At 63.4% G+C, this 12,845-nt stretch carries 14 protein-coding genes and 1 riboswitch; of the genes, 13 read left to right on the plus strand and 1 reads right to left on the minus strand.

Going from position 1 to position 12,845, the window contains the following annotated elements; translation table 11 throughout:
* Positions 1–10: 10 nt before the first annotated feature.
* The gene (locus ACR52_RS04045; protein WP_048720772.1) at positions 11–1,324 is read right to left on the minus strand and encodes a PQQ-dependent sugar dehydrogenase; all 1,314 of its coding nucleotides are present in this window, start codon (positions 1,322–1,324) and stop codon (positions 11–13) included.
* A gap of 99 nt (positions 1,325–1,423) precedes the next feature.
* A riboswitch (cobalamin riboswitch) is annotated at positions 1,424–1,682 on the plus strand.
* A gap of 79 nt (positions 1,683–1,761) precedes the next feature.
* Here ACR52_RS04045 and cobO point away from each other — a divergent pair.
* From cobO to ACR52_RS31500, 13 genes are all read left to right on the plus strand, one after another.
* Entirely contained in the window at positions 1,762–2,373 is a 612-nt protein-coding gene (gene cobO, locus ACR52_RS04050) for a cob(I)yrinic acid a,c-diamide adenosyltransferase (protein WP_048720774.1), read from the plus strand.
* On the plus strand, positions 2,370–3,761 hold the full coding sequence (locus ACR52_RS04055) for a cobyrinate a,c-diamide synthase (protein ID WP_048720776.1): 1,392 nt from the start codon (positions 2,370–2,372) through the stop codon (positions 3,759–3,761). The genes cobO and ACR52_RS04055 overlap by 4 nt, the downstream gene beginning before the upstream one ends.
* Entirely contained in the window at positions 3,758–4,408 is a 651-nt protein-coding gene (gene bluB, locus ACR52_RS04060; RefSeq protein ID WP_048720778.1) for a 5,6-dimethylbenzimidazole synthase, read from the plus strand. Before ACR52_RS04055 ends, bluB begins: the two co-directional genes overlap by 4 nt.
* Positions 4,405–5,313 (plus strand): adenosylcobinamide-phosphate synthase CbiB, encoded by a 909-nt coding sequence (cbiB, locus tag ACR52_RS04065; protein WP_048720780.1) that lies wholly within the window; start codon positions 4,405–4,407, stop codon positions 5,311–5,313. Before bluB ends, cbiB begins: the two co-directional genes overlap by 4 nt.
* Entirely contained in the window at positions 5,306–6,295 is a 990-nt protein-coding gene (gene cobD, locus ACR52_RS04070) for a threonine-phosphate decarboxylase CobD (RefSeq protein WP_048720781.1), read from the plus strand. Before cbiB ends, cobD begins: the two co-directional genes overlap by 8 nt.
* The gene (locus tag ACR52_RS04075) at positions 6,292–7,743 is read left to right on the plus strand and encodes a cobyric acid synthase (RefSeq protein WP_048720783.1); all 1,452 of its coding nucleotides are present in this window, start codon (positions 6,292–6,294) and stop codon (positions 7,741–7,743) included. The genes cobD and ACR52_RS04075 overlap by 4 nt, the downstream gene beginning before the upstream one ends.
* Before the next feature lie 382 nt (positions 7,744–8,125).
* Positions 8,126–8,647 (plus strand): bifunctional adenosylcobinamide kinase/adenosylcobinamide-phosphate guanylyltransferase, encoded by a 522-nt coding sequence (cobU, locus tag ACR52_RS04080; protein WP_048720785.1) that lies wholly within the window; start codon positions 8,126–8,128, stop codon positions 8,645–8,647.
* Positions 8,644–9,699: a nicotinate-nucleotide--dimethylbenzimidazole phosphoribosyltransferase gene (gene cobT, locus ACR52_RS04085; RefSeq protein WP_048720787.1), complete on the plus strand. Its 1,056-nt coding sequence runs from the start codon at positions 8,644–8,646 to the stop codon at positions 9,697–9,699. Before cobU ends, cobT begins: the two co-directional genes overlap by 4 nt.
* Positions 9,696–10,271, plus strand: a complete 576-nt coding sequence (cobC, locus tag ACR52_RS04090; protein WP_048720789.1) for an alpha-ribazole phosphatase family protein — start codon at positions 9,696–9,698, stop codon at positions 10,269–10,271. Before cobT ends, cobC begins: the two co-directional genes overlap by 4 nt.
* A 2-nt stretch (positions 10,272–10,273) precedes the next feature.
* Positions 10,274–11,002: an adenosylcobinamide-GDP ribazoletransferase gene (locus ACR52_RS04095; protein WP_048720791.1), complete on the plus strand. Its 729-nt coding sequence runs from the start codon at positions 10,274–10,276 to the stop codon at positions 11,000–11,002.
* Between the two features lie 42 nt (positions 11,003–11,044).
* Positions 11,045–11,449 (plus strand): MarR family winged helix-turn-helix transcriptional regulator, encoded by a 405-nt coding sequence (locus ACR52_RS04100; protein WP_048720793.1) that lies wholly within the window; start codon positions 11,045–11,047, stop codon positions 11,447–11,449.
* Between the two features lie 63 nt (positions 11,450–11,512).
* The gene (locus ACR52_RS04105; RefSeq protein ID WP_161799285.1) at positions 11,513–12,712 is read left to right on the plus strand and encodes an MFS transporter; all 1,200 of its coding nucleotides are present in this window, start codon (positions 11,513–11,515) and stop codon (positions 12,710–12,712) included.
* Positions 12,709–12,831 carry a hypothetical protein gene (locus tag ACR52_RS31500; RefSeq protein WP_269084140.1) on the plus strand — a complete coding sequence of 41 codons (123 nt, stop codon included), beginning with the start codon at positions 12,709–12,711 and terminating at the stop codon, positions 12,829–12,831. Before ACR52_RS04105 ends, ACR52_RS31500 begins: the two co-directional genes overlap by 4 nt.
* The last annotated feature ends 14 nt before the right edge of the window (positions 12,832–12,845 follow it).

Here is a 12,845-nt window from a genome sequence, read left to right on the forward strand (position 1 = left end):
TGGTTGCTACCTATTTAGCCGCCGAAACTCGCCACACCTTATTCCCCACATCATCCGCCACCAGCAAATCCCCCTGCTGATCAATCACCACGCCCACCGGCCGGCCCATGGCTTTCTCATCTTTATCGAGGAACCCGGTCAGCACATCCACCGGTTGTCCTTTGGGCTGCCCACCCTCGAACGGTACAAAAATCACCTTATAGCCACTGTGTGGCTTACGGTTCCATGAACCATGCTGGCCGATGAACGCGCCGTTGCTGAACGGCGCCGGGAGTTTGCTGCCCTCGGCGAACGTCAGGCCTAAAGAGGCGGTGTGAGGCCCCACCGCATAATCCGGGGCGATCGCCTTGGCGACCAGGTCCAGGTTTTGCGGATTGACGCGCACGTCTACATGTTGGCCGTAGTAACTGAATGGCCAGCCATAGAAAGCGCCGTCCGTGACCGATGTGATGTAGTCCGGCACAAGGTCGCTGCCGATTTCATCCCGCTCGTTAACCGCCGTCCACAGCTTGCCGCTCTGCGGTTCCCAGGCCATGCCGTTGGGGTTGCGCAGGCCGGAGGCGAAAATGCGGTGCTGGCCGCTGGCGCGGTCGACTTCCCAGATCGCCGCCCGCCCTTCTTCCGCTTCCAGGCCGTTTTCGCCGACATTGCTGTTGGAGCCTACGCTCACATACAGCTTGCTGCCGTCCTTGCTGGCCACCACGTTTTTCGTCCAGTGGTGGTTGATGCTGCCGCCCGGCAGGTCGACGACTTTGGTGCCGGCCTCCTTGATTGCGGTCTCGCCCGGTTGATAGGGGAAGCGCAACAGTTTGTCCGAGTCGGCCACGTACAAGTCATTGCCGACCAGGGTCATGCCAAAGGGCGAGTTGAGGTTTTCCAGGAATACCGTGCGCGTCTCGGCGACGCCGTCGTGATCGGCATCGCGCAGCAAGGTGATGCGGTTCGGGCTGGGGACAGCGGCGCCGGCGCGACCCATGACTTTTTCCATGACCCAGCCGCGAATGCCCCTGGAGTCATCCGGCTTGGGTGGCGCATTGGTTTCTGCCACCAGCACGTCGCCATTGGGCAATACATACAGCCAGCGCGGGTGATCCAGGCCTTCGGCGAATGCCACCACCTGAGTGCCGGCCGCCGCTGTCGGCTTGACGCCGTCGGGCCAGCCGATGGCCGGGGCGATGTTCACGGTGGGGATCAGGGTCTTGTTTGGCTCCGGCAGCTTGGGCGAAGGCCCCGTACCGTCGGAGACCTTTAAAGTAGAGCTTTCTCCGCAGGCGGCGAGGGTGCCTGCGAGCATGATCAGTAAGGCGAGTCTTGTTTTATGCATGGTGTTCTCCTTAATACCTGTAAGGGTAGAGGCGGGCGGTAGTGCGATGGTTCAAGTACAAGTCCAGCTTTCATTGACGCTCCACCCCCAACCCACTAACCTTCGCGGCTTGTTCCAGGTGCTCTGTGACCGATGGTCGACGGAGTGAAACAGGGAAGCCGGTGAGTGAGCGCACTTGTACACAGTGCTGCCGCGATTCCGGCGCTGCCCCCGCAACGGTAAATGAGTCAACACGGTGCCTTTTGCCACTGTATCGCCAGCGATATGGGAAGGCGCACCGTCGGCCAGTTCGCTCTCTCTACTGTGAGAGCAAGCGCCACTCATGAGCCCGGAGACCGGCCTGGATCATCCAACAGCATCACGGTGGGCGATGCTTGGCTGTCTGTTTGTCCATTTTCCTGCCCGCCGTTTTTGTCCAGCCCCAACGGAGAGCTGCCATGACTGATTCCCCTGACCGCGACGAACGCCATCTGGCGCGCATGCTGCGCAAAAAAGCCGTGATCGACGAGCGTATCGCCAATTCCCCGAACGAGTGCGGCTTGCTGCTGGTGCTGACCGGCAACGGCAAAGGCAAGAGCAGCTCTGCGTTTGGCATGCTGGCCCGGGCCATGGGCCACGGTATGCAGTGCGGCGTGGTGCAGTTCATCAAGGGGCGCCACAGCACTGGCGAAGAGCTGTTTTTCCGCCGTTTCCCCGAGCAAGTGCGTTTCCACGTCATGGGCGAAGGCTTCACCTGGGAAACCCAGGACCGCCAGCGCGACATCGCCGCCGCTGAAGCCGCCTGGGCGGTGTCTCGCGAACTGCTGCAAGATCCTTCCATCGGCATGGTAGTGCTGGATGAGCTGAACATTGCCCTCAAGCACGGTTACCTCGACCTGGATCAGGTGCTCAGCGACCTGCAAGCCCGTCCGCCGATGCAGCACGTGGTGGTCACCGGTCGTGGCGCCAAGCCTGAATTGATTGAAATGGGCGACACCGTCACCGAAATGGGCATGCTCAAGCACGCGTTCCAGGCCGGTATCAAGGCACAGAAGGGCGTCGAACTTTGAACCCGCCCCGTCACTGCCCGGCCGTCTTGATCGCCGCACCGGCGTCCGGCCAGGGCAAAACCACCGTCACCGCCGCGCTGGCCCGTTTGCACCGCAACCTGGGTCGCAAAGTGCGTGTGTTCAAATGTGGCCCGGACTTTCTGGACCCGATGATCCACGAGCGCGCCAGCGGTGCACCGGTGTATCAATTGGACATGTGGATGGTGGGCGAACAGGAAAGTCGTCGCTTGCTGTGGGAAGCGGCGGGTGAGGCGGACCTGATCCTGATCGAAGGTGTGATGGGCCTGTTCGACGGCACGCCTTCCAGCGCCGATCTGGCGCGGCACTTCGGCGTGCCCGTGCTGGGCGTGATTGACGGCACCGCCATGGCCCAAACCTTTGGCGCCCTGGCCTTGGGCCTGGCGCGCTATCAGCCGGACCTGCCGTTTGCCGGCGTGCTGGCCAACCGTGTCGGCACCCTGCGACACGCGCAGTTGCTTGAAGGCAGCCTCACCGAAGGCCTGCGCTGGTACGGGGCGCTGTCCCGTGAGACCGGCATCGAGTTGCCAAGCCGCCACCTCGGCCTGGTGCAAGCCATCGAACTGAATGACCTCGACGTGCGCCTGGACGCCGCCGCCCAAGCCCTGGGCAGCAGCTGCGAAGTCGCGTTACCACCGCCAGTGACGTTCGCCGCGCCGGAAGTGATCGAGGCCGAGCCGTTGCTCGCCGGTGTGCGCATTGCCATTGCCCGTGACGAAGCGTTCGCCTTCACCTATGGCGCCAGCCTTGATCTGCTAAGGGCGATGGGCGCTGAGTTGTCTTTCTTCTCGCCGATTCACGATCGCGAATTGCCCGACGCCGACAGTCTCTATTTGCCCGGCGGTTATCCGGAACTGCATCACCAGGCGCTGTCGGAAAACACCCCGATGCTCGACGCCATTCGCGCCCATCACGCTGCCGGCAAACCCCTGCTCGCCGAGTGTGGCGGCATGCTGTATTTGCTGGACTCGCTCACCGACGTCGACGGCACCCGTGCCGAATTGGTTGGTCTGCTGCAGGGCGATGCCGTCATGCAAAAGAAGCTGGCGGCCCTGGCGCTGCAAAGCGTCGAACTGCCTGAAGGCGTTTTGCGCGGGCACACCTATCACCATTCCCTGACCAGCACCGAATGGCAGCCGATTGCCCGAGGCCTGAGCCCCAATGGCGGGCGCGGTGCCGAGGCGGTGTACCGGCAGGGGCGGATGACCGCGTCGTACGTGCACTTTTACTTCCCGTCGAACCCAGCGGCCGTGGCTGCGCTGTTTGCGCCCGACCGGGAGACCGCTATCGCTGGCAAGCCAGTTCCTACAGTTGACCGAGTTGAAACCCAATCCAATGTAGGAGCTGGCTTGCCAGCGATGAGGCCATGACCGACAACGCCTTTCCCGAAGCCGACCGTCAGGCCGTCTACCGCGCCATCGCCGAACGCCGCGACATGCGCCACTTCAGCGGCGGCAGCGTCGCCCCTGAACTGCTGCACCGCTTGCTCCAGGCCGCGCACCAGGCACCCAGCGTCGGCTTGATGCAGCCGTGGCGCTTTATCCGCATCAGCGACCGTCACCTGCGTGGGCAGATTCAGCAATTGGTGGAAGAAGAGCGCATGCGCACCGCCGAGGCGTTGGGCGAGCGCTCCGACGACTTCATGAAACTCAAGGTCGAAGGCATCCACGACTGTGCCGAAGTGCTGGTGGCGGCGCTGATGGATGATCGCGAGCGCCACATCTTCGGGCGTCGCACCTTGCCGGAAATGGACATGGCCTCGCTGTCGTGCGCGATCCAGAATCTTTGGCTGGCCGCGCGGGTTGAAGGCCTGGGCATGGGCTGGGTTTCGCTGTTCGAACCCCAAGCCCTCGCCGACCTGCTGTGTTTACCGCCCGGCGCAAAACCCCTGGCGGTGTTGTGCCTGGGGCCAGTCACCGAGTTCTATCCGGCACCGATGTTGCAGCTCGAAGGCTGGACCGAACCGCGGCCGCTGAGTGACATGTTGTATGAGAATGTGTGGGGAGTGAGTCAATGAGTGTGGCCTTGCTGTGTGTCGCTGCGGTGGCGCTGGATGCGCTGCTGGGTGAACCCAGGCGCTGGCATCCGCTGGTAGCATTCGGCAATTTCGCCGGGCGCATCGAGCAACGTTTCAACAGCGGTGGCCGTGGCTGGCGCAGCCATGGCGTGACTGCGTGGGTTATCGCGGTGGTGCCGCTGACCCTGCTGGCCACCGCCTTGTCGTGGGCGCCGTATATCGGTTGGGTGCTGGAGATCCTGGCGCTGTACTGCGCCCTCGGCATGCGCAGCCTCGGCGAACACGTGATCCCGGTGGCCCAGGCGCTGCGCAGCGATGATTTGGATGAGGCGCGTAAACGCGTGAGCTACCTGGTCAGCCGTCAGACCAGCGAACTCGACCACACCGAAGTTGCCCGTGCCGCTACCGAATCGGTGCTGGAAAACGGCAGTGACGCGGTGTTTGCCGCTCTGTTCTGGTTTGTAGTTGCCGGTGTGCCGGGAGTCGTGCTCTACCGCCTGAGCAACACCCTCGACGCCATGTGGGGTTATCGCAACGAGCGCTTTGAACGCTTCGGCTGGGCCGCGGCGAAAATCGACGATGTACTGAACTATATTCCGGCACGCCTGGTGGCGTTGACCTACGCCGTGCTCGGCAAAACCCGGCTGGCCCTCAAATGCTGGCGTACCCAGGGCCCGACCTGGGACAGCCCCAATGCCGGGCCGGTGATGGCTGCCGGCGCGGGTGCCTTGGGCGTTGAACTCGGCGGTGCAGCGATTTATCACGGTGAGGTGCACCAGCGCCCGCAACTGGGCGAAGGTCCGGCGGCGGATGCCGACTCTATCGACCGGGGCTGGCAACTGGTGCAGCGCGGCGTCTGGCTGTGGCTGCTGATCCTATGTGCGGGGGCGCAATTTTATGCTTGAACACGGTGGCCGGCTGCGCAAGGCGGCGATTGAGTACGGGATTGCCGAGGCCGATTGGCTCGACCTCTCCAGTGGTCTGGCGCCCTGGCCCTGGCCGGTCCCCGAGATCCCTCTGCGGGCCTGGGCGCGCTTGCCGGAAGCCGACGATGGCCTGGAACAGGCTGCGAGCGAGTATTACGGCGCTGCGCACCTATTGCCGGTGCCGGGTTCCCAGGCTGCGATCCAATTGCTGCCGCGCCTGCGCCGGACCGGTAAGGTCGGCGTGCTGTCGCCCTGCTATGCCGAGCACGCCGAAGCTTGGCGCCGTGCCGGCTACGTGGTGCGCGAAGTGCAGGAGCAGGAGGTCGACTTCTTTCTCGACAGCCTCGATGTGCTGGTCGTGGTCAACCCGAATAATCCCACTGGCCTGAGCCTGCCCCCGCAACGCCTGCTCGACTGGCACGCGCGGCTCGCCCAGCGCGGCGGCTGGCTGGTGGTGGACGAAGCGTTTATGGACGTCACCCCGCAATTGAGCCTGGCGGGCCACGCCCATCAGGTAGGCCTGATCGTGCTGCGTTCGTTCGGTAAGTTTTTCGGCTTGGCCGGTGTTCGGCTCGGCTTTGTGCTGGCGGAACGCAAGCTGCTCAAGCTGCTGGCCGAACAGGTCGGCCCGTGGGCGGTCAGTGGGCCGACGCGAGTACTGGGCCAAGTGTGCCTGCGTGACAGCGCCGGGCATGTGCGGCAGAGAGAGCGCTGCATAGAAGCTGGCCAGCGCCTGTTCGCCCTGCTTGAACGCCATGGTTTTCAACCGCAGGGCGGCTGTGCATTGTTTCAATGGCTGATCACCCCGCACGCCGGACGCCTCCACGAATTCATGGCCCAGCGCGGCATTCTGCTGCGCTTGTTTGTTCACGACAGCAGCCTGCGCTTTGGCCTGCCCGACACCGAGGCGGATTGGTCGCGCCTCGACGAGGCCCTGGTCGCCTATAAGGAAGCGTCATGAGTACGTTGATGGTGCAGGGCACCACTTCCGATGCCGGCAAAAGCACCCTGGTGACTGCACTGTGCCGCTGGCTGGTACGCCAGGGCGTGGCGGTCGTGCCATTCAAGCCGCAGAACATGGCTCTTAACAGCGCCGTAACCGCTGAAGGCGGCGAGATCGGCCGCGCCCAGGCGGTGCAGGCCCAGGCGGCCAACCTGGCACCCCACACCGACATGAACCCGGTGCTGCTCAAACCCAATAGCGACACCGGCTCCCAAGTGATCATCCACGGCCGCGCCGTGACCAGCATGAACGCGGTGGCCTACCACGACTACAAAGCCATCGCGATGCAGGCGGTGCTGGCTTCCCACACGCGGCTGAGCGAAGCCTACCCGGTGGTTATGGTGGAAGGCGCCGGCTCCCCGGCGGAGATCAACCTGCGCGCCAATGACATCGCCAACATGGGCTTCGCCGAAGCGGTGGATTGCCCGGTGCTGCTGATCGCCGACATCAATCGCGGCGGCGTGTTTGCCCACCTGGTCGGCACCCTGGAATTGCTCTCGCCGAGTGAACAGGCGCGGGTCAAGGGGTTCATCATCAACCGGTTTCGTGGCGATATCGCGCTGCTGCAGCCGGGGCTGGATTGGCTGGAAGCGCGCACCGGCAAACCGGTGGTGGGCGTACTGCCCTACGTGATGGACCTGCACCTGGAAGCCGAAGACGGCATCGACCAGCGCCAGATCGACAAGGCGGCGCAGGTGCTCAAGGTGGTGGTGCCGGTATTGCCGCGCATCAGCAACCACACGGACTTTGACCCGCTGCGCCTGCATCCCCAGGTGGATTTGCAGTTTGTCGGGCCGGGCCAGCCGATTCCTGCCGCCGACCTGATTATCCTGCCAGGCTCGAAAAGCGTGCGCAGTGACCTGGCGTATCTGCGTGCCAATGGCTGGGACACCAGCGTGGCGCGGCACTTGCGCTACGGCGGCAAGGTGCTGGGGATTTGCGGTGGTTTGCAGATGCTCGGCGAGCAGGTGCACGACCCGCTGGGCCTGGAAGGGCCGGCCGGGTCCAGCGATGGCCTGGGGCTGCTCGCGTTCAGTACGACGCTGGAGGAGGAGAAGCAACTGCGCAATGTGCGGGGGCGGTTGTTGCTGGAGGATGCCGAGGTCAGCGGGTATGAGATTCATGCGGGGGTGACGTCCGGCGATGCCTTGTCGAAAGCCGCCGTGCTGTTGGATGACGGCCGCAGTGATGGTGCCCAGAGCGCCGACGGGCAGGTTCTTGGCACGTATCTGCATGGGCTGTTTGAGACGCCGGCGGCGTGTAGTGCGTTGTTGCGCTGGGCGGGGTTGCAGGATGTGCAGGAGGTGGATTATCACGGCCTGCGCGAGCGTGATATCGAGCGGTTGGCGGATCTGGTGGAGAATCATCTGGATACTGATTTGTTGCGCACGCTGTGTGGGGTTTGACGGTGTGCACGCGAACCCGCTGTAGGGGCGATGGCTGGCTGTCGGTGTACATATCCGTTACTGCGGTAACGGCCACTTATGGTTTCGCTCTTACAGCGAGTCACTTTTGGAAAGACCCAAAAGTAACCAAAAGGTCTTCGCCCCACCACTCGGCACCTCGCTTAGGCTCGGTGTGCCCTCACTCCGGCATTAATCCGTGGGCCGCCGCGATGGGCCATCCTTGGCCCAGCGCGGCTAACCCGGCGTCCTGCCGGGTTGCCCACGGATTAATGCCTGCGTTCGGCCAGCGTGGTTTAACGGGGCGCTCAAGATCAAGATCAAAATCAACAGCCAGATCAAGATCAAAAGCTTTGTATCTGGTTGGGTTCAAAGGGCTTATTGCATGCATCAGTTGATCTTGGGGGGTGCTCGTTCGGGCAAGAGCCGCCTTGCCGAAAAACTTGCCAGCGACAGTGGTTTGCCCGTCATTTATATCGCCACCAGTCAGGCGCTGGACGGTGAGATGAATGCGCGCGTCGCCCTGCATCGCGAGCGTCGCCCCGACACTTGGGGGCTGATCGAAGAGCCCGTCGAGCTGGCCCGGGTGTTGCGCGAAAACGCTGCGCCTGACCGCTGCCTTCTGGTGGATTGCCTGACTCTCTGGCTTACCAACTTACTGATGCTTGAAGACCCGGAACGCCTGGCGTTTGAGCGCGAGCAACTGCTGGAAATCCTGGCCTCGTTGCCGGGTGAAATCATTTTTGTCAGCAACGAGACCGGTCTGGGTGTCGTGCCGCTGGGCGAATTGACTCGCCGCTATGTGGATGAAGCCGGTTGGCTGCATCAAGCCTTGGCCGAGCGGTGTCAGCGTGTTGTCCTGACGGTCGCCGGCCTGCCCCTGACTTTGAAAGGTATTGCGTTATGACTGACACCTGGTGGCTCAACCCTTGTAAGGCCATTGACGCCTCGGCGTACGAACAGGCCCTGGCGCGCCAGCAGCAATTGACCAAGCCGGCCGGCTCCCTGGGCCAGTTGGAAGCGTTGGCGGTGCAATTGGCGGGCTTGCAAGGCCGGGTCAAGCCTTCGGTGGAGCAACTGTGGATCGCGATTTTTGCCGGTGACCATGGTGTGGTGGCGGAAGGCGTGTCGGCGTATCCCCAGGAAGTGACCGGGCAGATGTTGCACAACTTTGTCACCGGGGGCGCAGCCATCAGTGTGTTGGCGCGGCAACTGGCAGCGCAGCTGGAAGTGGTCGACCTCGGCACGGTGAACCCGTTGCTGGACCTGCCCGGTGTGCGTCACCTGAACATAGGCGCGGGCACGGCGAATTTCGTCAACGGCCCGGCGATGACCCAAACCCAGGGGCAACTGGCACTGCAAGCCGGTAGGGACAGCGTGCGCCGCGCGTTGGAAAGCGGTGCGCAATTGTTTATCGGCGGCGAGATGGGCATTGGCAACACCACCGCCGCGAGCGCGCTGGCGTGTGCTTTGCTCGATTGCCAGGTGAGTGACTTGACCGGTCCGGGCACGGGCTTGAATGCCGAGGGCGTCAGCCACAAGGTCGCTGTTATCGAACGTGCGCTGGCACTGCATGCAGGGCAACGCGGCGATGCGTTGCAAATCCTGTTCAACCTCGGCGGTTTTGAAATCGCGGCGTTGGTCGGTGCCTATCTGGCCTGTGCCCAAGAGGGCATCGTGGTGCTGGTCGACGGTTTCATCTGCAGCGTTGCCGCGCTCGTCGCCACGCGTCTGAATCCGGCCTGCCGTGAGTGGTTGCTGTTCGGCCATCGGGGTGCAGAGCCCGGCCATCGCCATGTGCTGCAAAGCCTCAATGCGCAGCCACTGCTGGAACTGGGCCTGCGCCTGGGCGAGGGCAGCGGCGCAGCGCTGGCGGTGCCGTTGCTGCGCCTGGCGTGTGCGCTGCACGGGCAGATGGCGACGTTCGCCGAAGCCGCCGTGGCAGACCGCCCCGCATGACCTTGCACCTGGACCTGTTGCGCCACGGCGAAACCGAACTGGGTGGCGGCCTGCGCGGCAGCCTGGATGACGCGTTGACCGAAAAGGGTTGGGCGCAGATGCGTGCCGCTGTGCTGGAGCGGGGGCCGTGGGACCGCTTGGTCAGCTCGCCGCTGCAACGTTGTGCGCGCTTTGCTGAGGAACTGGGCACGCAGCTCAACCTGCCGGTGAGCCTGGAGAAAGATCTGCAGGAACTGCACTTCGGTGCCTGGGAAGGGCAGAGCGCGGCGGCGTTGATGGAAATCGATGCCGAAGGGCTGGGTTTGTTCTGGGCCGACCCCTATAGCTTCACCCCGCCTGAGGGTGAGCCGGTGAGCGACTTTTCCGACCGGGTTCTCGACGCTGTCTCACGCTTGCATCGGGCGTATGCGGGCCAGCGTGTGCTGTTGATCAGCCATGGCGGCGTGATGCGTTTGCTATTGGCTCAGGCGCGCGGTTTGCCCCGTGAGCAACTATTGAATGTCGAAGTCGGTCACGGCGGGCTGTTCAGCCTGCGGGTCGAGGCCGATGGCGTGTTGAAGGAAGTGGGGTGAGCATGCTGCCGTTCTGGATCGCCCTGCAATTTCTCAGCAGCCTGCCGATTCGTCTGCCGGGCATGCCGCAGCCGCAGGAGCTGGGGCGCTCGCTGCTGTTTTATCCGGTGGTCGGGCTGTTATTCGGGTTGCTGTTATGGGGCCTGAATACGGCACTGATGGGCGCGCCATTGTTGCTGCACGCCGCGTTGTTGCTGACGGCCTGGGTGCTGCTCAGCGGCGGCCTGCACCTGGACGGCCTGGCGGACAGCGCGGATGCCTGGCTGGGTGGCTTCGGCGACCGCGAGCGCACCCTCAGCATCATGAAAGATCCGCGCAGCGGGCCGATTGCCGTGGTCACTCTGGGCTTGGTGATACTGCTCAAATTTACCGCCTTGGTCGCGCTGATCGAGCAGCAGAATGGCGCGGCGCTGATCCTCGCCCCGCTGATTGGGCGGGCCTCGATGCTGGCGCTGTTCCTCACCACGCGCTATGTGCGTGCAGGAGGATTGGGCCAGGCGTTGTCAGATCATTTACCGAGGATTGTCGGCCAACAGGTACTGATCCTCAGCGGCCTGGCGTGCATCCTGATCGGGGGGTTCAGCGGCGGGATTGCCGTCCTGCTCGCTGCGCTATGTTTTATGGGGTTGCGCCAACTGATGATCAACCGCCTCGGCGGCACCACCGGCGACACCGCTGGCGCGTTGTTGGAGCTGCTGGAAGTGGCGGTTCTGGTCGGGCTGGCGCTGTAACACTTTCTTGCATTTCCTTAATCGCGGGTATATACACGTTCCATGCTTGCCTCCCAGTGTTTATGCACCAACCTGCGTCGCGCCGCTCGTGGCGTCAGCAGGTATTACGACGGCGCTCTCGACGGCTTCGGGATCAACGTCGCCCAGTATTCTTTGCTGTGTAACCTGCAGCGCCTCGACCAACCGAGTATTTCCAGCCTGGCGGAAGCCATGGGCCTGGATCGCAGCACCTTGGGGCGTAACCTGCGGGTGCTGGAAGGCGAGGGCCTGGTGCAGTTGGTCGAGGGCGATGACTTGCGCAACCGCCTGGTGCAGCTGACCGCAGCAGGCGAAGAACGCCTGGCCGCCGCCTTGCCTGCCTGGGAAGCGGCGCAGCAGAAATTGATTGATCAGTTGGGCGCCGAAAAGCGCGAAACCCTGTTGGCCTTGCTGGATGAACTCGCCTGAGCGCGAGTTTGATCGACTATAAGCGGGTATATACCCGCGAGCGGAGAATAAGAAATGACCTCGATGTGGCGCACCAGTGGCTGGATTCTTGTGGGGAGTGCGCTGATCCTGGCGTTGTCCCTGGGCGTGCGGCATGGCTTCGGCCTGTTCCTGGCACCGATGAGCGCCGAATTCGGCTGGGGGCGTGAGACGTTCGCCTTTGCCATTGCGTTGCAGAACCTGATCTGGGGCCTGGCGCAACCGTTTACCGGCGCCCTGGCCGACCGTTTTGGCGCGACCAAGGCCGTGCTGGTCGGGGGTGTGCTGTATGCCGTAGGGCTGGTGTTGATGGGTATGTCCGATTCGGCGTGGTCGTTGTCGCTCAGCGCCGGCTTGCTGATCGGGATCGGCCTGTCCGGCACCTCGTTCTCGGTAATCCTCGGCGTTGTCGGCCGAGCAGTGCCGCCGGAAAAGCGCAGCATGGCGATGGGTATCGCGAGCGCCGCCGGTTCTTTTGGCCAGTTCGCCATGGTGCCGGGCACCTTGGGCTTGATCAGCTGGTTGGGCTGGTCGGCCGCCTTGTTGGCGCTGGGCCTGATGGTGGCGCTCATCCTGCCGCTGGTGGCCATGCTCAAGGACCGGCCGTTGCCCGTGCTGGCCGGCCAGCAGACCCTGCGTGAAGCACTGAAGGAAGCCTGCTCCCATTCCGGTTTCTGGCTGCTGGCGTTCGGCTTTTTTGTCTGCGGTTTCCAAGTGGTGTTTATCGGCGTGCACCTGCCGGCTTACCTGGTGGACCAACACTTGCCGGCCAGCGTGGGCACCACAGTGTTGGCGTTGATTGGCCTGTTCAATATCTTCGGTACCTACACCGCAGGCTGGCTCGGCGGGCGCATGTCCAAGCCGCGCTTGCTGACTGGGTTGTACCTGTTGCGTGCGGTGGTGATCGCGCTGTTCCTGTGGGCACCGGTGACGCAAGTCACGGCCTATCTGTTCGGCATGGCGATGGGCTTTTTGTGGCTGTCCACCGTGCCGCTGACCAACGGTACCGTCGCGACGTTGTTCGGTGTGAGAAACCTCTCGATGCTCGGTGGGATCGTGTTCCTGTTCCATCAGCTCGGTTCGTTCCTCGGCGGCTGGTTGGGTGGGGTGGTCTATGATCGAACCGGCAACTACGATTTGATCTGGCAGGTGGCGATTCTCTTGAGTCTGCTCGCCGCGGCCCTGAACTGGCCGGTGCGTGAGCGGCCAGTGGCGCGATTGCAGGCGCAGATGGAGGCAGTATGAGTTCGATCGGGTATCGGTTCGGCGCAGCCGCAGTGATAGCGCTGTTGCTGGCCCTGGCATGGTGGGGTTGGCAGCGCGGTGGGTTGGCGTTGATGCAACTGGGTATGTCGATCTGTTAAGTTCTGGGTCTGAC

Origin of the sequence: Pseudomonas fildesensis (assembly GCF_001050345.1) — a bacterium.
Taxonomy (GTDB): domain Bacteria; phylum Pseudomonadota; class Gammaproteobacteria; order Pseudomonadales; family Pseudomonadaceae; genus Aquipseudomonas; species Aquipseudomonas fildesensis.